Raw genomic sequence first — 18,687 nt, 5'->3', positions numbered from 1 at the left:
GCCCGGCGGTTGACCGGCCGAAGTGATCGGCCCGGATACGGACACACCTGGGAGTCCGCCGCACGCCCCCTGCGTGCTCATCGCGGGCCGCGCACAGCGTCCGGCGACGTGGTGATCGACCGTGCTGGTCCTCTTGCGACCGTGCTGGTCCTCTCGGGCGCGGTCTCGCCACGGATCACCGGCCCCGGCGGCCGGCCGATGGCTGGTCGGGGGCCGGGAATGTCCGGGCGAATGCCACCCGCATGGCGGCGGTGGTCACCCCGCTCGCCCTTGTGTCTCGCCCCTGTGTCCGGCCGAGGAGCCGGCCGAGGGGACGGCACCCCGGCAGTGATCAGGCACTCACCGGGTGACCGGCAGTCCCTCGGCCTTCCACGCCTGGAAGCCCCCGACGAGGTCGGTCGCGCGGTGCAGTCCCAGCGCCCGCAGGGAGACGGCGGCCAGGCTCGACGCATACCCCTCGTTGCAGACCACGACCACCCGCAGATCGTGGCTGGTGGCCTCGGCGGCACGATGGCTGCCCTGCGGGTCGAGCCGCCACTCCAGCTCGTTGCGCTCGACGACCAGCGCTCCCGGTATCAGCCCGTCACGGTCCCGCAGCGCCGCGTACCGGATGTCCACCAGCAGCGCGCCCTCCGCGGCGGCCTCGAAGGCCTCCCGCGGTCCTATCCGGTCCAGGTCCTCACGGACCCGTTCCAGCAGCTCGTCTATTCCCACCGGCCCGGTCCCGGCCGGCGCGCCGCCGACCCGCTCCGCCGCCACCTGCCCGGTCCCCGCGCCGTCGCTCGCCGTCCGCCCGCTCACTGCCACTCCTCCGGGCGCTCGACGTGCTCAAGGCGGAGCACGGCGCCCGTGCGGCTGTAACGCCGCATCAGCGGCAGCGGGGGAAAGTACGCGTGGACGGAGATGGCGTGCTCGTCCCCGGACTCGTTGCGTACCTCGTGCACATGGTGCCTGCCGAACGCGCGGCCCTCGCCCGCCGTCAGCCTGCGCTCACGGTCGACGTCCTCGGCCAGCTCCAGGGTCTTCCACCCCTCGGTGGGCAGCCGCGCCGCCAGCGAGTCCTCCTTGAGCGTGCCCGTCGCCGTGGCGAAGGCCCCGTGCGAGCCGCCGTGGTCGTGCCAGCCGGTACCCGTGCCGGGCGGCCAGCCGATCAGCCAGGCCTCGCTGCCCGCGGGACCGTCGAGGCGGATCCAGGTACGCCCCTCGGGATCGAGGGGGAGCGAGGAGATCAGATCGGTGTCGGAGGCCGTCGTGCGGACGAAGTCGAGCAGCTCGGCGGGGGTGGGGCCGGAGGCCGGCGCGGAGGCGCCGGAAGGCGCGGCGGTGGAGGCGGCAGCGGTGGAGGGTCCGGCGGTGGTGCCGGCGTCCGGCGCGGAGGTACGTACAGGGAGAGACATGGTGACCGTCCTGGGAGGTTCGCGTGAATGTGCTGCCGCGACGGGCGCGGCGAGCGCGTGAAGAGAAAGGGCGAATCAACAGGACGGGCGACACACGCAGCCCGCGTAGCGGAGCAGGTCCATATGGACCCTCCGCCACAGGCGCACATCGGTGTCAGTCACGTTCCGGAGTACACCATGTGCGCCCGCGTCGGTCAATTGATGTTCGCAGTGCGGTCAGGGGATGTCGGCTCGGACGGCCGGGAGCGAGCGGAGGGAGGGCCTCCGCGCGCCGCGTCGGCCGCCGCGTAGAGATCGGCGGGGCGCACCCCGCCGAAGGCCGCGACCAGGTGCCCGTCCGGCCGTACCAGCAGCACACTGTGTGCGGACGCGCCCGGATACGCCTCGGTGACCAGCAGCTCCGCCCGTACCGGCAGGGCGTCCACCGCCGCCGCCAGCCGGGGCATCACCCCGGCCGTCAGCCAGTGCCGCCGGTCCCAGACCCCCGTACCGGGCGCGACCAGCACCACCAGGAGCTGTCCCCGTCCGAGCCGGTCCGCGAGCGGTACGGTCGTCCCGTCCGGCGCCGTGACCAGCACATTCGCGACCGGACCGCCCGGGGGCGTGCCCACGGCCGTATGCGCCTCGGCGTACGGGGGCGCGAGGGGGGAGTGCGGATACGAGGGCGGTGCTCCCAATGGCCCGTGCCCCAGATGCCCGTCGGCGAGCAGGGTGTCATGTCCACGCGTGCCCGGCATATAGGTCCGCAGCCCGCCGCCGCCCCGCAGTATCGGCAGCGACTGGTCGGCCGCGCGCAGCCGTGAGGCCACAGCGGTGCGCCGCTCCGCCTGGTAGCTGTCCAGCAGGACCTCCGTGGCCCCGCGGTGCCAGTCCTCGGCCACCTTCCAGGCGAGGTTGGAGATGTCGCGCAGGCCTTCGTCCAGCCCCTGGGTGCCCACCGCGCCCAGCAGATGGGCCGCGTCCCCGGCGAGGAACGCCCGCCCCACCCGCCAGCGCTTGGCGAGCCGGTGGTGCAGCGTGTAGACGCCCGTGTCGAGCAGCTCGTACGGCGGTGTCGCGCCGCACCAGCCGGCCAGGGTGTCCCGTAAACGTGTGATCAGCGCGTCGGGGGTGACCAGCTCGCCGCGCGCGGGCAGCAGCCAGTCGAGCCGCCACACCCCGTCCGCGAGGGGCCTGGCGGAGACCTCCTCGCCGCCGCTGGGCCAGGGCGGCTGACGGTGCAGCAGCGCCTCACCGGGCCAGGGAAGATCGACACGGAGCGCGGCGACGGCGTGCCGCTCCACCGCCGTACGCCCCGGGAAGCGGATGTTGAGCAGCTTGCGGACCGTGGACCTGGCGCCGTCGCACCCCACGAGATGGCTGCCGCGCCACCAGGTCGCCCCCGGCCCGCGTGTGTGGACGGTGACCCCGCGGTCGTCCTGCTCCAGCGAGTCGAGCCGGCTGCCGGTCACCAGGCGTACGAGTTCCTGGCCGGCGATGGCGTCCCGCAGCCCGCGCGCGAGGGCGTGCTGCGGGATGTGCAGGGGCGCGGGAGCGCCGTCCTCACCGCCGAGCGGCAGCTCCCGCATGAGCTGCTTGCGCCGCATCAGACGCCAGCCGGTCCAGTGGGTGCCCTCCTCGGCGAGGGTGGTGCAGCCGAGCCGGGCCAGCAGGGCGGTGGTGTCGGGCCGCAGTATGGCGGTACGGGCGGGACGCTGTTCGTCCGTACCCGTCCCCTCGTCGAGAACGACGGCCGGGACTCCCTGGGCGGCGAGGGCCAGGGAGAGCGCGAGTCCGACGGGGCCCGCGCCGGCGACGATCACCGGGTCCACGGCGCGACCCCTCCGGCCCGTACGGTCTTGCGGTCAAGGGCGGTAGGAGCCCGGTACGTGATCACACAACGTATGCAACCTATTGGGGGTGCTTGCGTCAAGCGACGGCCTGAGCGGCGCGTACACCCCCTGTCCCGTCCGCCTCAGGCGCCTCCGCCGTCCGGGCCACGGCCCGGAATGCTGGCCTGTTGCGCATCATCGGCACTCAGCACGGCGCCCGTGCTCTTCTTGCCCCGGCGCAGCCGCTGCTCCAGCCATCCGGCGAAGGTGGTGAGCAGGAAGTTCAGCACGATGTAGATCAGCGCGATCACGGCGAAGGCGGCGATGGTGTTGGCACCGTAGTTCGCGGTGATCGTGCGGTTCTGCGAGAGGAGTTCGGGCAGACCGAGGATCGCGCCGCCCAGCGCGGTGTCCTTGACGATCACCACGAGCTGGCTGACCAGCGCGGGCAGCATCACGGTCACCGCCTGCGGCAGCAGCACATAGGTCATGGCCTGGCCCTTGCGCATGCCTATGGCCTTCGCCGCGTCGATCTGGCCGTTCGGCAGCGAGAGGATCCCGGCCCGTACGATCTCGGCCATGACCGAGGCGTTGTACAGCACCAGGCCCGTGACCACGGCGTACAACGGCCGCAGATCCGAGGAGACATCGGTGAACTGCCGGTAGAGCTGAGCGGCGAAGATCATCATCAGCAGGACCGGAATGGCCCGGAAGAACTCGACGACGACCCCGGCCGGGACCCGGATCCAGACATGGTCGGAGAGCCGGCCGACACCGAGCAGCGCGCCGAAGGGCAGGGCGATCACGATGGCCAGCGCCGAGGCCCTGAGCGTCTCGCCAAGTCCCGGCAGCAGATAGGTCGTCCACACCTTGGAGTCCGAGACGAACGGGCTCCACTTCTCCGCCGCGAGCTGGTTCTTGTCGGCCATGGTGGCCAGCACCCACCACGCGGCGAGCGCGAAGAGGACCAGGAACACGATCGTGTACAGGACGTTGCGCCGCTTGGCGCGGGTACCGGGGGCGTCGTAGAGAACGGACGTGGCACTCATCGCTTCACCGCCACTCGCTTGCTGACCCAGCCCAGGATCAGACCGGTCGGAAGGGTGAGAACGATGAATCCGAAGGCGAACACGGCGAAGACCGCGAAGAGCGCGCTGGTTTCGTTCTCGATCATTGTCTTCATCAGGGCCGAGGCCTCCGCGACACCGATCGCCGAGGCGACCGTGGTGTTCTTGGTCAGTGCGATCAGCACATTGGCCAGCGGCGCCACCACGGAACGGAACGCCTGCGGAAGGATGATCAGGGTCAGCACCTGGAAGAAACTCAGCCCCAGCGCGCGGGCCGCCTCCGCCTGGCCCACGGGCACGGTGTTGATGCCGGAGCGCAGCGACTCACAGACGAAGGTGCCGGTGTAGGCGACCAGTCCCAGGATGGCGAGCCGGAACCCCATGGTCTTGAAGTCCTGGCCGCCGAGGGTGATCTGGAGGGTCTGGCCGAGCCCCAGCGAACAGGCGACGATGACCACGGTCAGGGGCGTGTTGCGGACGAGATTGACATACGCGGTACCGAAGGTACGCATCAGCGGCACGGGACTGACACGCATCCCGGCCAGCAGCGTTCCCCATATGAGAGAACCAACTGCGGAGTAGAGGGTGAGCTGCACCGTCACCCAGAAGGCGCCGAGCAGGTCGTACTGCCCGGAATCAAGAAAGTCGAACACGATGCCCCGCGCTCTCCCCTGGTTGGCTGGTCGGTACGCGCCGCCGAACGGGCCGGCGGCGCGTCACTCCTGTCTCAGCTGCCTTCGGTGATCGCCGGGGCAGGCTCGTTCTTGTAGCCGGACGGACCGAAGTTGGCCGTCACGGCCTTCTGCCAGGAGCCGTCCGACTCCATCTTCTTGAGGGCGTCGTTGATCTTCGTCTGAAGCTCGGTGTCGCCCTTCTTGAGGCCGATGCCGTAGTTCTCGTCGCTGAGCTTGAGGCCCGCGAGCTTGAACTTGCCCTGGTGCTCCTGCTGCGAGGCGTAACCGGCCAGGATGGAGTTGTCCGTGGTCAGCGCGTCAACGGCCTTGTTCTCCAGACCGGTCAGGCACTCGGAGTAACCGCCGAACTCCTGGAGGTCGGCCTTGGGAGCCAGCTTCTCCTTCATGTTCTGCGCCGAGGTGGAGCCCGTGACGGAACAGAGCTTCTTGGAGTTGAGGTCCTCGGCCTTGGTGATGGAGTTGTCGTCCGCGCGGACCAGCAGGTCCTGGTGGGCGAGGAAGTACGGGCCGGCGAAGTCGACCTTCTGCTTGCGCTCGTCGTTGATCGAGTAGCTCGCGACGACGAACTTCACATCACCGTTGGAGATCAGGTTCTCGCGCTCGGCGCTGGGCGACTCTTTCCAGACAATGTCCTTGGCCTCGAAGCCCAGCTCCTTGGCGACATAGGTGGCGACGTCGACGTCGAAGCCCGCGTACGTCCCGTCGGGCTTCTTCAGACCGAGGCCGGGCTGGTCGAACTTGATGCCGATGGTGATCTTGCCGCCGCCGTCGCCGCTGCCGGCGTCGTCGCTGCTTTCACCGCCGCACGCGGTCGCGGTCAGGGAGAGGACGAGAGCCGCAGCGGCGGCCGCGCTTGCCTTGTGAAGCTTCATGCGTGAACTTCCCTCGTGAGACGTGGACGAACAGGTTCTGCCGGACTCGGTGGAACCCTGGGATGCGTTGAGCCGTGGGACTCGGCGGAACGATGGAACTCGGTGGAGTCACAGGGCCCGACAGAGCCGTATGCCGTATGCCGTATGAAGAGCCGGGATCAGTGATGCAGGATCTTCGACAGGAAGTCCTTGGCACGGTCGCTGCGCGGGTTGCTGAAGAACGCGTCGGGCGTGGCCTCCTCGACGATCCGGCCGTCCGCCATGAAGACGACCCGGTTCGCCGCGGAGCGCGCGAAGCCCATCTCGTGGGTGACGACGACCATCGTCATGCCGTCACGCGCGAGCTGCTGCATGACTTCGAGCACTTCGTTGATCATCTCGGGGTCGAGCGCGGAGGTGGGCTCGTCGAAGAGCATGACCTTCGGGTCCATCGCCAGCGCCCGCGCGATGGCGACCCGCTGCTGCTGGCCGCCCGAGAGCTGGGCCGGGTACTTGTCGGCCTGCGAGCCGACGCCCACCCGGTCGAGCAGGGAACGCGCCTTCTGCTCGGCGGTCTTCTTGTCGGCCTTGCGGACCTTGATCTGGCCCAGCGTGACGTTCTCCAGCACCGTCTTGTGTGCGAAGAGGTTGAAGGACTGGAAGACCATGCCGACATCGGCGCGCAGACGGGCGAGCTCCCGGCCCTCCTGCGGCAGCGGCTTGCCGTCGATCGAGATCTCACCCGAATCGATGGTCTCCAGGCGGTTGATGGTGCGGCACAGTGTGGACTTGCCGGACCCGGAGGGCCCGATGACGACCACGACCTCGCCACGGGCGATGGTCAGATCGATGTCCTGGAGCACATGCAGCGCGCCGAAGTGCTTGTTCACGTTGCTCAGTACGACCAGGTCGCCCGTCGCCGGCACGGCGTCCTCGGTGCCCTTGGTCACTGACACTCCGCTCATCGGCTTCTTGCTCCGTCCTCCTCGGTGTAGGAGGACCCTAGTCACGCCCTGCGACCAGCGTCATCACATCTGAGCTGAAATTGAGCATAACGATCCGGCCGCAACCGGACACTCCGTGTGAACAGGGCGCTGAGAGGAGTACCGGGTGGGTAACGGAAACCTCGGTGTAACGGGAAGACTCTTGACTGGCACGACGCCATCGGAGTGGATGCCCAGATACGTTCTGCCGTCACCGTCGATGAAGGGGGCCCGTGAGACTGCTGCTCGTAGAGGACGACGATCATGTCGCCGCGGCACTGGCGGCCGTACTGGCCAAGCACGGCTTCCGGGTCGTGCACGCCCGGAGCGGCGAGGAGGCGCTCCAGGCCCTGCTGCCCGCCGCCAACGCGGGCAAGGAGCCGTTCGCGGTCGTGCTGCTCGACCTCGGGCTGCCCGACCAGGACGGCTATCAGGTCTGCGGGAAGATCCGGAGGATCACCTCGACACCGGTGATCATGGTGACCGCGCGGGCCGATGTACGGTCCCGGATCCACGGCCTGAACCTCGGCGCGGACGACTATGTGGTCAAACCGTACGACACCGGTGAACTGCTGGCGCGTATCCACGCGGTCAGCCGGCGCCGCGCGAGCGAGGAGGAGCCGGGACCGGCCGCCGAGGCCGCCCAGCGGCTCGGACGTCTCACCCTGGAACTGCCCACCCGCCGGGTCAGTGTCGACGGTACGCCGGTCCAGCTCACCCGCAAGGAGTTCGATCTGCTGGCCCTGCTGGCCCAGCGCCCCGGCGTCGTCTTCGGGCGCGAGCAGATCATCAGCGAGGTGTGGCGGACCAGTTGGGAAGGCACCGGCCGGACGCTCGAGGTCCATGTGGCGTCCCTGCGCGGCAAGCTGGGGATGCCCGCCCTGATCGAGACCGTCAGGGGCGTCGGCTACCGCCTGGTCGTCCCGGCGCCGCGTCAAGAACCGTAACGCCCCGTGAGTTCCCGACTTCTCCCCCTGCTCATCGTCCTCATGGCGGGCGTGCTCCTGGCCCTCGGCTTTCCGCTCGCCGTGAGCGTGGCGGCCGCGGAGCAGCAACGGGTCGTCGTGGACCGGATCGACGACACGGCGCGGGTCGCCGCGCTCGCGCAGCTCGTCGCCGAGGGCAGACCGGGGACCGGCGAGCGCCGCGATCTGCTGGAGGAGGAACTCACCCGCTACCACGAGGTGTACGGGATCAGGGTGGGTGTCTTCTACCGCGAGGACGAGGCCATGGCGCGCGCCCCGGGGGACTGGACGGTACCCGCGGCCGGGGAGGGGCGGCAGTCCTTCCGGGAGGCCCTGCTGGGCCGCCGCAGCGACGATCCCGAGCAGATCTGGCCCTGGCAGAGCCGCCGGCTCATCGTCGACTCTCCGGTCGTGCGGGACGGGGACGTCGTCGCCGTCGTGGTGACCGACTCCCCCTCCGGGCAGATGCGTTCCCGGATCCTCACGGGCTGGCTGGTGATCGCCGCGGGCGAGGCGGCGGCGATGCTGCTCGCCGTGGGGGCCGCGATCCGGCTGACGGGCTGGGTGCTCAGACCGGTACGGGTGCTGGACGCGGTGACCCACGACATCGCCACGGGCCGGATGAACTCCCGGGTGGCGGCGGCCGGAGGGCCTCCGGAACTGCGGCGCCTCGCCAGCTCGTTCAACGAGATGGCGGACAACGTGGAGGATGTGCTGGAGCAGCAGCGCGCCTTTGTCGCCGACGCCTCCCACCAGTTGCGCAATCCGCTCGCGGCGCTGCTGCTCCGGATCGAACTGCTCGCCCTCGAACTGCCCACGGGGAACGAGGAGATCGCCTCCGTACGGACGGAGGGCAGGCGCCTCGCCCAGGTCCTCGACGATCTGCTGGATCTGGCGCTGGCCGAGCACACCCCCGCCGATCTGCGGCTCACCGACATCGGGGAACTGGCGGCGGAGCGGGTCGCCGCCTGGCGGGCGCTCGCAGAGGAGAAGGGGGTCCGGCTGACCGAGCACCGGGCGGCGGTCACCGCCTGGACCGACCCGATCGCGCTCTCCAGCGCGCTGGACGCCGTCATCGACAATGCCCTGAAGTTCACTCCGGCGGGTGAAGAGGTCACGGTCACGGTCGCCCGTAACGGTGAAACCTCCATGATCGTCATCAATGACGGCGGACCCGGGCTCACGGACGACGAGATGGGCAGGATCGGCGACCGGTTCTGGCGCAGCAACCGGCATCAGAACGTCAAGGGATCGGGTCTGGGCCTGTCCATCTCACACGCGCTGCTGGCGGCGGGCGGCGGCTCGATCGGCTACGCGCACGGAGAACCGCGCGGACTGCGGGTGACGCTGACCGTCCGGAGATCGTCCCCCGGGTCCTGACGGACGACGGGCCGGGAAGTGCGAGGGCATGCTCCAGGACGTGCCAGGACGTGCCAGGGCATGCTCCACGAAGTGCGAGGGTGTGTGCGGAAGTGCTACGGCAAGCTCCGTCAGGAAGTGCTACGGCATGCTTGTCAGGGGGGCGTGCCCGGAAGTGGGGGCCGTGCCCACCGCTCAGGGCTTGACCGACTGGTAGTAGCGCTTCGCCCCGTCGTGGAGCCGCAGCGGGGCCGTATAGATCGCCGTCCGCAGATCCACGAGCTGCGCCGGGTGGACCTCCTTGCCGATACGGTCCCTGCTGTCGATCACGGTCCGGGTGAAGCCCTCCGTGAGGGCGGCGTCCATCCGGTCGGTCGTGACCAGCAGATTCGCCACCGCGACCGTCGAGATGGCCGTGCCGTTCTGGGCCGCCCCGTAGGCGTCGGCGGGTATCACCGTGGAGCGGTAGTAGCGGGAAGCCGCCTCACCCGAGGCATGGAGCCTGCTGATGAGATCGGGGTCCAGCGGCACCAGCCGGATGTCGTACCGCTGCCACAGGAGCGTCACGGCCCCGGTGGGCAGCCCGCCCGACCAGAAGAAGGCGTCAAGCTCTCCGCGTTGGAGCAGGTCCGGCATGGTGTCGATACCGGCCGGGACCGGGGTGATGTCGTGCTTCGGGTCGAGCTTCGCGGCCGTCATGACCCGGTCCGCTATCAGCCGGACGCCCGATCCCTCCTGCCCCACCCCCACCTTCTTGCCGCGCAGACCGGCGACGGAGCCGATCTTCGAGTCCTTGGCCACGACGAGCTGCACATAGTCGTCGTACAGCCGGGCGCACCCGCGCAGCCGGCCCGCGCCCGGCTTCCCGTCCTCCTGGTACTTGGCGACGGCGTCGGCGGTGGCCACGGTGAAGTCGGCCTCCCCGCTCGCCACCCGCGCGAGATTCTGCTGCGAACCCTCGCTGGTCATGAGCTCTATCGAGACCTCGGGCAGATCGCGCCCGAGGTCTTCCTTGAGCAGCGACCCGTACCGCTGGTAGACCCCGCTGGTCACCCCGGTGCTGAAGGTGACGGCCCCGCTCGGCGACGACGCCCCGATCGGCAGCAGCCACCACACCACCAGCCCGAGCAGCACCACCACCGCGGCGGCGCCCCGGAGGAGCCGGCCACGACGGGTACGGGACAGAACCGCGAACATGCCGCGATCCTGCCAGCTCTCTCCCCGCCGGGGCCAGGCCTCCCGCTCTCCGCCACGGCCCGGCCCGCCCGTCCACGGGCCCCGGGACTCCGGGCCCGGAGGCCGTCCGCGCACCGCCTACCCTTGTCGCATGAGCAGCAGCGACCGGAGCCGGACCGTGGGCGACAACCGAACGTACGAGGTGCGCACCTACGGGTGTCAGATGAATGTCCACGACTCCGAGCGATTGTCGGGGCTGCTGGAGGGAGCCGGATACGTCCGCGCTCCCGAGGGGGCCGACGGGGACGCCGATGTGGTGGTCTTCAACACCTGCGCCGTACGCGAGAACGCCGACAACAAGCTGTACGGCAATCTCGGCCGGCTCGCCCCCATGAAGACCAAGCGGCCCGGTATGCAGATCGCCGTCGGAGGCTGTCTGGCGCAGAAGGACCGCGACACCATCGTGCGGCGCGCGCCCTGGGTCGATGTCGTCTTCGGCACGCACAACATCGGCAAACTGCCCGTCCTCCTGGAGCGCGCGCGTGTCCAGGAGGAGGCACAGGTCGAGATCGCCGAGTCGCTGGAGGCGTTCCCCTCCACGCTGCCGACCCGCCGCGAATCCGCCTACGCCGCCTGGGTCTCCATCTCCGTGGGCTGCAACAACACCTGTACCTTCTGCATCGTCCCCGCGCTGCGCGGCAAGGAGAAGGACCGCCGCCCCGGCGACATCCTGGGCGAGATCGAGGCGCTGGTCGCCGAGGGCGTCTCCGAGATCACGCTGCTGGGCCAGAACGTGAACGCGTACGGTTCCGACATCGGCGACCGCGAGGCCTTCTCCAAGCTGCTGCGGGCCTGCGGGGCCGTCGAGGGGCTGGAGCGCGTCCGCTTCACCTCACCCCATCCGCGCGACTTCACGGACGATGTCATCGCGGCGATGGCCGAGACGCCCAATGTGATGCCACAGCTCCATATGCCGCTCCAGTCCGGCTCGGACACCATCCTCAGGGCGATGCGCCGCTCGTACCGGCAGGACCGTTACCTCGGCATCATCGACAAGGTGCGCGCGGCCATCCCGCACGCGGCCATCTCCACCGACATCATCGTGGGCTTCCCCGGTGAGACGGAGGAGGACTTCGAGCAGACCATGCGGGTGGTGCGCGAGGCGCGCTTCGCTCAGGCGTTCACCTTCCAGTACTCGAAGCGTCCCGGGACACCGGCCGCCGAGATGGACGGCCAGATCCCCAAGGCGGTCGTCCAGGAGCGCTATATGCGCCTGTCCGCCCTCCAGGAGGAGATCTCCTGGGAGGAGAACAAGAAGCAGGTCGGCAGGGTGCTGGAGGTCATGGTCGCCGAGGGGGAGGGGCGCAAGGACGGCGCCACCCACCGGCTCTCGGGGCGCGCTCCCGACAACCGGCTCGTGCACTTCACCAAGCCGGACCAGGAGGTGCGCCCGGGTGATGTGGTGACCGTCGCGATCACCTACGCCGCGCCGCACCATCTGCTCGCCGAGGGACCGACGCGGGAGGTACGCCGTACCCGTGCCGGTGACGCCTGGGACAGGCGGAACGCCGCCGAGACCGTGAAGCCGGCCGGGGTGCTGCTGGGGCTGCCCACGGTCGGCGTGCCCGCGCCGCTGCCGGCCGTGACGGGCGGCTGCGCCGTCAACTGACGACCGACCGGCCGACCGACCGGCCGACCGACCGGCCGGCCGACCGGCCGAGCGGGTGGGTGGGTGGGACGGCGGAGCGGGCAGGGGGCGGAGTGGGCCGGGCGGGACCGGGGGCCGGGGCCACGGCCCCCGGTCCGCGCTCACGCCCGGTCGTGGCACGGCCGGGTTAGGGTTCGATCATGCTGGTCGCCGCTGCCGTCTGTCCCTGCCCGCCGCTGCTCGTGCCCGCCGTGGCCGCGGCGGCGGCACCCGAACTGGACGCCGTACGCGCGGCCTGCACGGACGCCCTCGGGGTACTGGCCGCGGCCCGGCCGGATGAGCTGGTCGTCGTCGGGCCCGCCGGGCGGGAGGGCCGGGGCCGGCATCCGCAGGGCGCCGTCGGCTCCTTCCGCGGGTTCGGCGTGGAGGTCGATGTCGTACTCGGCGGAGCGGGCGCGGGCGCGGGCGCCGCGACCACGGACGTACGGACCGGAACAGGCGCCGGAACGGCGTCCGGTGCCGTAACGGAGTCCGGGGCCGACACGGACGAGCACGCCCGGCGCGGGCTGCCGCCCTCTCTCTCGGTGGCGGCCTGGCTCCTGGACCGGGTCCGCTGGTCCGCCGCCCCGCTCTCGGGACTCGGCGTGGGGGAACCTCTCGCCGCCGACCGGTGCGTGCGAGCCGGGGAGGAGATCGCGGCGGGGTCGGAGCGCGTGGCACTGCTGGTGATGGGGGACGCCAGCGCGTGCCGCTCGGTGAAGGCGCCGGGGTATCTGGACGAGCGGGCGGCCACATTCGACGCGGAGGTGGCACGGGCGCTGGCGGAGGCCGATGTGGCGGCACTGAAGTCGCTGGACGCGGAGCTGGCGTCCGAGCTCAAGGCGGCGGGGCGCGCGCCGTGGCAGCTCCTCGCGGGCGCGGCCGACGGCGCGGGCCTGCGCGGTGAGCTGCTCTACGACGCCGCGCCGTACGGCGTCGGCTATCTCGTCGCGACCTGGTCCTGAAGACCCTGAATCGCCGGGTTGCCGGGTTGCCGGGTCGCGGTCAGCCGGGCCCCGTCTTCCGGCGGCCCCCGGCGGGCCTAGGACGGGGGCCGTCGCGAGCGACCGCCCTCCTACGCGACGGCCGCGCCGCGTCCGAAGGCGCCGCGCGGCCGTCGACAGCCGTTGCCGGGTGTCAGGAGGCGGGCGGTGGCGGGGGAGCGGTGCCGTCGCCCTTGTGGGCGAGCCGGTCCAAGGCGTTCTTGGCCTTGCCCGTCCCCGAATCGATCTTGTCGCTGTACTTGCCCTTGGTCCTCTGGTCGACCGTCCGGGCAGCCTTGTCCAGCCCGTGCTCGATCTTGCCCCCGTGCTGCTGCGCGAGGTCCGATACCTTGTCCCTGGCCGGAGCGATCTTGGCCTTCAACGAATCCATGAAGCCCATGGCCCACCTTCCCTCGGAGGAGACACCAGCCTATGTCCGCGTGTTCTTCCCGGCCTCATTGTCCGCCGCTGCCTCCGCCGACTGCTGCTTCGGAATCTCCACGCCCTCGGCGGCCGGTGCCCCGGTCCCGTCGCCCTCGGCGGGCTCGGTGTCCGCCGCTCCGGTCTCCTCCGTCACGGCCTCCGCCCCGTCGGGTCCGCCGGCGTTCTCCGCCGAGGGATCGGCCGTACGGGTGGCGGCCTCCGCCTCGGCGGTCGACACCTCGGACGCGGTGACCGACGTCCGTCGAAAACGTGAAAAAACACCCATATCTTCTCCATAGAATACTCGTGGGGGTGATATTCCGCGCCGCCCGGAGCGTTCTGCCGCGATGCCCCGGGGCATCGGCCGGAGAACCGGCGGCCGGAACCTCCCCACAGGCAACGAACCCGGACGTGTGCCGTCACGTAACTCGTTCGGGCAGGGGCCTGCGAGTTTGCGAGACTGGGTCGGTGAGAAGCGCAGCTACCGCACCGCGGGTCATCGCCGTCGTCGGTCCCACCGCGGCCGGCAAGTCCGATCTGGGCGTCCATCTCGCCCGGCAACTCGACGGTGAGGTGGTCAACGCCGACTCCATGCAGCTCTACCGGGGAATGGACATCGGAACTGCCAAGCTGACGGACGAGGAACGTGCCGGTATCCCGCACCACCTGCTGGACATCTGGGACGTCACCGAGGCCGCCAGCGTCGCCGAGTACCAGAAGCTCGCCAGGGCGGAGATCGACCGGCTGCTGGCGGCGGGCCGCACCCCCGTCCTGGTGGGCGGCTCGGGGCTGTACGTACGGGGCGCCATCGACGCCCTCGACTTCCCCGGCACCGATCCCGAGGTGCGCGCCAGGCTGGAGAAGGAGCTGAGCCTGCGCGGCTCGGGCGCCCTGCACGCCCGGCTGTCCGCCGCGGACCCCCAGGCCGGCCGGGCGATCCTGCCCAGCAACGGCCGCCGTATCGTCCGGGCGCTGGAGGTGATCGAGATCACCGGCAAGCCCTTCACCGCCAATCTGCCCGGCCATGACGCGGTCTACGACACCCTTCAGATCGGTGTCGATGTGGCGCGGCCCGAGCTGGACACCCGGATCACCCAGCGGGTGGACCGGATGTGGGACGCCGGACTCGTCGACGAGGTGCGCGGTCTGGAGACCCGGGGGCTGCGTCATGGACGTACCGCGTCCCGCGCGCTGGGCTACCAGCAGGTGCTCGCCGCGCTCGCGGGGGAGTGCACCGACGACGAGGCGCGCGCCGAGACCGTACGGGCCACCAAACGCTTCGCGCGCCGCCAGGACTCCTGGTTCCGCCGCGACTCACGGGTGCACTGGCTGGGCGGCGGAACGGAGCAGCGCGAGGAACTCCCGGACCGCGCGCTGGCGTTGGTCGAACGAGCGGTCACAGCCTGATCACGTGATGGCATCGGGACGCTCCGCACGCCCTTGCGGTCCCTCCGGGCGTGCCATCATCGAGCATCGATCGACCATCGGGCATCGATCGGCCAGTGGAGTCCGAATGGGGAGGGCGCGTGGCGATGGAGGCCGGCCCTCGCGACAGAGAACCAGCGGTACCGGACACGCGGGACGACGCCCCACGGCTGAGTCCCGACGGGCCGGAAGAGGAGACCGTGACCCCGGAGGTCGAGGTCGAGCTGCGTCCGCAGCGCCGGCTGCGGATCTGGCAGCTCGCGCCCATCGTCGGGCTCGCCGCGATCGGCTCCCTGATGTTCGCCTTCCCCCTCGCCTTCGGCACCGGGGACGGCGGAGCGGTCGTCGCCATGCTGGGACTCCTGATCAGTTGCTGTGCGGCGGGCTGGGGCATGATGGCCGCCCGCCGGGTCGGCCACACCTGGCCGGGACTGCCGCCCCGCTCCTCCGGCGAGCGCCCCGACTGGCGGGTCATCGCCCTGTATGTGACCGCGGCCGCCGCGGTGGTCGCCCTCGCCGTCTGGCGGGTCGCCCGACTGCGCTGAGCGCGGCGCGTCCGGGACTCCGGTCGGCCGCCGGTGGCGGCGGGTGTCGGTGTCTGCTCGTACGATGGATCCCGTGAGCACCTCGAAGACCGCGCCCCTCTTCTTCCTCAAGGGCCATGGGACCGAGAACGACTTCGTGATCGTCCCCGACCCGGACAACACCATCGATCTGCCCCCGCGCGCCGTGGCCGCCCTCTGCGACCGCAGGGCCGGCATCGGCGGTGACGGGCTGCTGCGGGTCGTGCGGTCCGCCGCGCACCCCGAGGCACAGGACATGGCGGCCGAGGCCGAGTGGTTCATGGACTACCGCAACGCGGACGGATCCGTCGCCGAGATGTGCGGCAACGGCGTGCGGGTCTTCGCCCGCTATCTCCAGCGTGCCGGTCACGCGGCGGCCGGTGATCTGGCCGTGGCCACCCGCGGCGGGGTGAAGAAGGTGCATCTCGCCAAGAGCGCGAACGGCCCGGCCGCCCCCGGGGGCGTGAGCGCCGCCACGGCCTCCGGGCCGGCCGGGCGGTCCGGGGAAGGCGACGGCGACATCACGGTCCACATGGGGCGTGCCGTGCTCCCCGAGGACAGCGCCGTGGTCACCGTCGGCGGCCGTGCCTGGCCCGCCCGTAACGTCAGCATGGGCAATCCGCACGCGGTCGCGTTCGTCGAGGATCTGGCCCACGCGGGGAATCTGCTGGCCGAACCGCGCGTCAGCCCCTCGTCCGTCTACCCCGACGGGGTGAACGTCGAGTTCGTCGTGGCCCGGGGCCCGCGCCAGGTCGCGATGCGTGTCCATGAGCGCGGCTCGGGCGAGACCCGCTCCTGCGGTACGGGCGCCTGCGCCGTGGCCGTCGCCGCCGCCCGCAGGGACGGCGTCGACCCCTCGGTGACCGGCACCCCCGTGACGTACAGCGTGGAACTCCCCGGCGGGCGGCTGCTCATCACGGAGCGTCCGGACGGCGAGATCGAGATGACCGGGCCCGCCGTGATCGTCGCGGAGGGCCACATCGACCCGGCGTGGCTCGAAACGGCGTCGGCGTAAAGCTTCGCTCGAATGGGTGATCCGTTTCACGCCGGGCGAGAGCGGGACTGCTCCACGTGGTGGGCTCGGTAGCATCAAGCACCGGCCCGGAGGGCGTTCCCGTTCTTCGTACCGCCGGTCGAAGCTGCCCGGAGGTGCCCATGAGCGCAGAGGCCACCAACCCTGGTGCCCACAGTCGGAGACGCGGCCTTCCCAGGATCGACCTCCGCAGACTCGGCAGGGCCGCGTTACTGGGGCCCGCCTCCAGGGACCGGCTGCCGGACGCGATGGGCCATGTCGCGGACGCGCACCGCGCCCATCACCCGGACGCCGACCTCTCCGTGCTGCACAAGGCGTATGTTCTCGCGGAGAGTTCGCACCGCGGGCAGTACCGCAAGAGCGGCGAGCCGTACATCACGCACCCCCTGGCCGTGACCCTCATCCTGGCCGAACTGGGCGCCGAGACCACGACCTTGACCGCCTCCCTCCTCCACGACACCGTCGAGGACACGGAGGTGACGCTCGACCAGGTGCGCGCGGAGTTCGGCGAGGAGGTCTGTTATCTGGTCGACGGCGTGACCAAGCTGGAGAAGGTCGACTACGGCGCCGCCGCCGAACCCGAGACCTTCCGGAAGATGCTTGTCGCCACCGGCAACGATGTCAGGGTGATGTCGATCAAGCTCGCCGACCGGCTGCACAATATGCGCACCCTCGGTGTGATGCGTCCGGAGAAGCAGGCCCGTATCGCCAAGGTCACCAGTGATGTGCTCATCCCGCTCGCCGAACGACTGGGCGTCCAGGCGCTCAAGACGGAGCTGGAGGATCTGGTCTTCGCGATCCTCCATCCCGAGGAGTACGCGCACACCCGGGCCCTGATCGCGGACAACGCCACCGCCGGGGACGCCCTCGCGGCCATCTCCGAGGACGTCCGGCGCGTGCTGCGCGAGGCGGGCATCCCCGCCGAAGTGCTCGTACGGCCACGGCACTTCGTCTCCGTGCACCGGTCCAGGCTCAAACGCGGCGAGCTGCGCGGCACGGACTTCGGCAGGCTGCTGGTGCTGGTCGGTGAGGACGCCGACTGCTACGCGGTCCTGGGCGAGTTGCACACCTGCTTCACCCCGGTGATCTCCGAGTTCAAGGACTTCGTCGCCGCGCCCAAGTTCAATCTGTACCAGTCGCTCCACACCGCCGTCGCCGGGCCCGACGGAGCGGTCGCCGAAGTCCTCATCCGTACGCACCAGATGCACAAGGTCGCCGAGGCCGGGGTCGTCGCCCTGGGCAATCCCTACGCGTCGGTCGACAGCGCCGACCCCGCGGAGAGTCCGGGTCCGGGCGCGGATCCTGGCTCGGGCGCGGCGCCGCAGGACGGCGAGCGCACCGATCCGACCAGGCCCGGCTGGCTCTCCCGGCTTCTGGAGTGGCAGCAGGCCGCACCCGACCCGGACACCTTCTGGACCACGCTCCGCGCGGATCTGGCGCAGGACCGGGAGATCACCGTCTTCCGCGCCGAGGGCGGACTGCTGGGACTGCCGGCCGGGGCGACCTGCGTGGACGCCGCGTACGCGCAGTACGGCGAGGCCGCGCACGGCTGTCTCGGAGCACGCGTCAACGGCCGTCTGGCGCCCCTGAGCACGGTGCTGAGCGACGGCGACACGGTCCAGCTCCTGCTGGCCCAGGACGCGGCCTCGGGCCCCTCGCCGGAATGGCTCGACCACGCCCGTACGGCCGCGGCCAGGATCGCGATCACCGGATGGCTGGCGGCGCACCCCGGAGCGGTGGGCACGCCCGACGCCGCGCCGCGCGCGTCCCACGCCCTCACCGCGGACCGGCGCGGCGTCGCCAACGCCGTGGTGGATCTGCCGGGGGCGACCGTACGGCTGGCCGGCTGCTGCACCCCCGTACCGCCGGACGCCGTCACCGGATTCCCGGTGCGCGGCGGAGTCGTCAGGGTCCACCGGCAGGAGTGCCGGGCGGTGGACCGGATGCGCGCCCTGGACCGCGAGCCCGTCCCGGTGAGCTGGGGCGACGCGTCGGAGTGCCAGGTCACGCTGTACGTGGAGTCCTTCGGGCGGCCCCGGCTGCTGGCCGATCTCACGGAGGCCATCGCCACGGCGGGCGCCGCGATCGTCTCGGCGACCGTGGAGCCGCCCAGCGAGCAGCGCGTACGGCACACCTACACGCTGGAGCTGCCCGACGCGGCGGGCCTGTCCGGTCTGATGCGGGCGATGCGCGACGTACCCGGCGTGTACGACGTCAGCCGCGCCCAGCATCCGGCCACGGCATGACGACGCGGGGGCCGGGCGATCAC

At 71.0% G+C, this 18,687-nt stretch carries 19 protein-coding genes; 8 read left to right on the top strand and 11 right to left on the bottom strand.

Going from position 1 to position 18,687, the window contains the following annotated elements; all coding sequences use genetic code 11:
• Nucleotides 1-339: 339 nt before the first annotated feature.
• The 8 genes from ACFYYH_RS29225 to ACFYYH_RS29190 all read right to left on the bottom strand — a co-directional run bounded on the left by ACFYYH_RS29225 (nt 340) and on the right by ACFYYH_RS29190 (nt 6,786).
• Nucleotides 340-759 carry a rhodanese-like domain-containing protein gene (locus ACFYYH_RS29225; RefSeq protein WP_388557187.1) on the bottom strand — a complete coding sequence of 140 codons (420 nt, stop codon included), beginning with the start codon at nt 757-759 and terminating at the stop codon, nt 340-342.
• A gap of 38 nt (nt 760-797) precedes the next feature.
• A complete protein-coding gene (locus tag ACFYYH_RS29220) occupies nt 798-1,397 on the bottom strand; it encodes a cysteine dioxygenase (protein WP_388557123.1) in 600 nt (199 codons plus the stop codon).
• 75 nt (nt 1,398-1,472) lie between these two features.
• Complete coding sequence (locus tag ACFYYH_RS29215; RefSeq protein WP_310851512.1) at nt 1,473-1,544, bottom strand: putative leader peptide; 72 nt, start codon at nt 1,542-1,544, stop codon at nt 1,473-1,475.
• A gap of 47 nt (nt 1,545-1,591) precedes the next feature.
• On the bottom strand, nt 1,592-3,208 hold the full coding sequence (locus tag ACFYYH_RS29210) for an FAD-dependent monooxygenase (RefSeq protein WP_388557120.1): 1,617 nt from the start codon (nt 3,206-3,208) through the stop codon (nt 1,592-1,594).
• 143 nt (nt 3,209-3,351) lie between these two features.
• Nucleotides 3,352-4,257, bottom strand: a complete 906-nt coding sequence (locus tag ACFYYH_RS29205; protein WP_388557118.1) for an amino acid ABC transporter permease — start codon at nt 4,255-4,257, stop codon at nt 3,352-3,354.
• Nucleotides 4,254-4,928, bottom strand: a complete 675-nt coding sequence (locus tag ACFYYH_RS29200; RefSeq protein ID WP_388557116.1) for an amino acid ABC transporter permease — start codon at nt 4,926-4,928, stop codon at nt 4,254-4,256. Before ACFYYH_RS29200 ends, ACFYYH_RS29205 begins: the two co-directional genes overlap by 4 nt.
• Nucleotides 4,929-5,002: 74 nt before the next feature.
• A complete protein-coding gene (locus ACFYYH_RS29195; RefSeq protein WP_388557114.1) occupies nt 5,003-5,842 on the bottom strand; it encodes a glutamate ABC transporter substrate-binding protein in 840 nt (279 codons plus the stop codon).
• Nucleotides 5,843-6,000: 158 nt separating this feature from the next.
• Nucleotides 6,001-6,786: an amino acid ABC transporter ATP-binding protein gene (locus tag ACFYYH_RS29190; RefSeq protein WP_388557111.1), complete on the bottom strand. Its 786-nt coding sequence runs from the start codon at nt 6,784-6,786 to the stop codon at nt 6,001-6,003.
• Between the two features lie 251 nt (nt 6,787-7,037).
• Here ACFYYH_RS29190 and ACFYYH_RS29185 point away from each other — a divergent pair, with 251 nt between their 5' ends.
• Both ACFYYH_RS29185 and ACFYYH_RS29180 read left to right on the top strand, forming a co-directional pair.
• Nucleotides 7,038-7,751, top strand: a complete 714-nt coding sequence (locus tag ACFYYH_RS29185) for a response regulator transcription factor (protein WP_388557110.1) — start codon at nt 7,038-7,040, stop codon at nt 7,749-7,751.
• 6 nt (nt 7,752-7,757) lie between these two features.
• Complete coding sequence (locus ACFYYH_RS29180) at nt 7,758-9,149, top strand: ATP-binding protein (protein ID WP_388557107.1); 1,392 nt, start codon at nt 7,758-7,760, stop codon at nt 9,147-9,149.
• Between the two features lie 174 nt (nt 9,150-9,323).
• Here the strand turns inward: ACFYYH_RS29180 and ACFYYH_RS29175 are convergent, their stop codons facing one another.
• Complete coding sequence (locus ACFYYH_RS29175; protein ID WP_388557104.1) at nt 9,324-10,325, bottom strand: TAXI family TRAP transporter solute-binding subunit; 1,002 nt, start codon at nt 10,323-10,325, stop codon at nt 9,324-9,326.
• 130 nt (nt 10,326-10,455) lie between these two features.
• Here ACFYYH_RS29175 and miaB point away from each other — a divergent pair, with 130 nt between their 5' ends.
• Both miaB and ACFYYH_RS29165 read left to right on the top strand, forming a co-directional pair.
• Nucleotides 10,456-11,973 (top strand): tRNA (N6-isopentenyl adenosine(37)-C2)-methylthiotransferase MiaB, encoded by a 1,518-nt coding sequence (gene miaB, locus ACFYYH_RS29170; RefSeq protein ID WP_388557101.1) that lies wholly within the window; start codon nt 10,456-10,458, stop codon nt 11,971-11,973.
• Between the two features lie 179 nt (nt 11,974-12,152).
• A complete protein-coding gene (locus tag ACFYYH_RS29165; RefSeq protein ID WP_388557099.1) occupies nt 12,153-12,956 on the top strand; it encodes a class III extradiol dioxygenase subunit B-like domain-containing protein in 804 nt (267 codons plus the stop codon).
• Nucleotides 12,957-13,128: 172 nt separating this feature from the next.
• Here the strand turns inward: ACFYYH_RS29165 and ACFYYH_RS29160 are convergent, their stop codons facing one another.
• Nucleotides 13,129-13,374 (bottom strand): antitoxin, encoded by a 246-nt coding sequence (locus ACFYYH_RS29160; RefSeq protein ID WP_388557096.1) that lies wholly within the window; start codon nt 13,372-13,374, stop codon nt 13,129-13,131.
• A gap of 30 nt (nt 13,375-13,404) precedes the next feature.
• Entirely contained in the window at nt 13,405-13,683 is a 279-nt protein-coding gene (locus tag ACFYYH_RS29155; RefSeq protein ID WP_388557093.1) for a hypothetical protein, read from the bottom strand.
• Between the two features lie 182 nt (nt 13,684-13,865).
• Between ACFYYH_RS29155 and miaA the strand changes: the two genes are divergently transcribed.
• The 4 genes from miaA to ACFYYH_RS29135 all read left to right on the top strand — a co-directional run bounded on the left by miaA (nt 13,866) and on the right by ACFYYH_RS29135 (nt 18,664).
• Entirely contained in the window at nt 13,866-14,804 is a 939-nt protein-coding gene (gene miaA, locus ACFYYH_RS29150; protein WP_388557091.1) for a tRNA (adenosine(37)-N6)-dimethylallyltransferase MiaA, read from the top strand.
• A 125-nt stretch (nt 14,805-14,929) separates the two neighbouring features.
• The gene (locus ACFYYH_RS29145; RefSeq protein WP_388557184.1) at nt 14,930-15,367 is read left to right on the top strand and encodes a hypothetical protein; all 438 of its coding nucleotides are present in this window, start codon (nt 14,930-14,932) and stop codon (nt 15,365-15,367) included.
• Between the two features lie 64 nt (nt 15,368-15,431).
• A complete protein-coding gene (gene dapF / locus ACFYYH_RS29140; RefSeq protein WP_388557088.1) occupies nt 15,432-16,400 on the top strand; it encodes a diaminopimelate epimerase in 969 nt (322 codons plus the stop codon).
• A gap of 140 nt (nt 16,401-16,540) precedes the next feature.
• Entirely contained in the window at nt 16,541-18,664 is a 2,124-nt protein-coding gene (locus ACFYYH_RS29135) for a RelA/SpoT family protein (protein WP_388557085.1), read from the top strand.
• The last annotated feature ends 23 nt before the right edge of the window (nt 18,665-18,687 follow it).

The sequence above is a fragment of the Streptomyces sp. NPDC002018 genome (assembly GCF_042890865.1).
Classification (GTDB): domain Bacteria; phylum Actinomycetota; class Actinomycetes; order Streptomycetales; family Streptomycetaceae; genus Streptomyces.
The sequence above is the reverse complement of the archived record's forward strand: the minus strand, read 5'-3'. Positions and strand labels throughout refer to the sequence as shown.

Coding starts and splice junctions, on each gene's coding strand:
- ACFYYH_RS29135 (WP_388557085.1), top strand. CDS start 16,541: ATGAGCGCAGAGGCCACCAACCCTGGTGCCCACAGTCGGAGACGCGGC.
- ACFYYH_RS29175 (WP_388557104.1), bottom strand. CDS start 10,325: ATGTTCGCGGTTCTGTCCCGTACCCGTCGTGGCCGGCTCCTCCGGGGC.
- dapF (WP_388557088.1), top strand. CDS start 15,432: ATGGATCCCGTGAGCACCTCGAAGACCGCGCCCCTCTTCTTCCTCAAG.
- ACFYYH_RS29155 (WP_388557093.1), bottom strand. CDS start 13,683: ATGGGTGTTTTTTCACGTTTTCGACGGACGTCGGTCACCGCGTCCGAG.
- ACFYYH_RS29220 (WP_388557123.1), bottom strand. CDS start 1,397: ATGTCTCTCCCTGTACGTACCTCCGCGCCGGACGCCGGCACCACCGCC.
- ACFYYH_RS29205 (WP_388557118.1), bottom strand. CDS start 4,257: ATGAGTGCCACGTCCGTTCTCTACGACGCCCCCGGTACCCGCGCCAAG.
- ACFYYH_RS29190 (WP_388557111.1), bottom strand. CDS start 6,786: ATGAGCGGAGTGTCAGTGACCAAGGGCACCGAGGACGCCGTGCCGGCG.
- miaB (WP_388557101.1), top strand. CDS start 10,456: ATGAGCAGCAGCGACCGGAGCCGGACCGTGGGCGACAACCGAACGTAC.
- ACFYYH_RS29195 (WP_388557114.1), bottom strand. CDS start 5,842: ATGAAGCTTCACAAGGCAAGCGCGGCCGCCGCTGCGGCTCTCGTCCTC.
- ACFYYH_RS29160 (WP_388557096.1), bottom strand. CDS start 13,374: ATGGGCTTCATGGATTCGTTGAAGGCCAAGATCGCTCCGGCCAGGGAC.
- ACFYYH_RS29145 (WP_388557184.1), top strand. CDS start 14,930: ATGGAGGCCGGCCCTCGCGACAGAGAACCAGCGGTACCGGACACGCGG.
- ACFYYH_RS29165 (WP_388557099.1), top strand. CDS start 12,153: ATGCTGGTCGCCGCTGCCGTCTGTCCCTGCCCGCCGCTGCTCGTGCCC.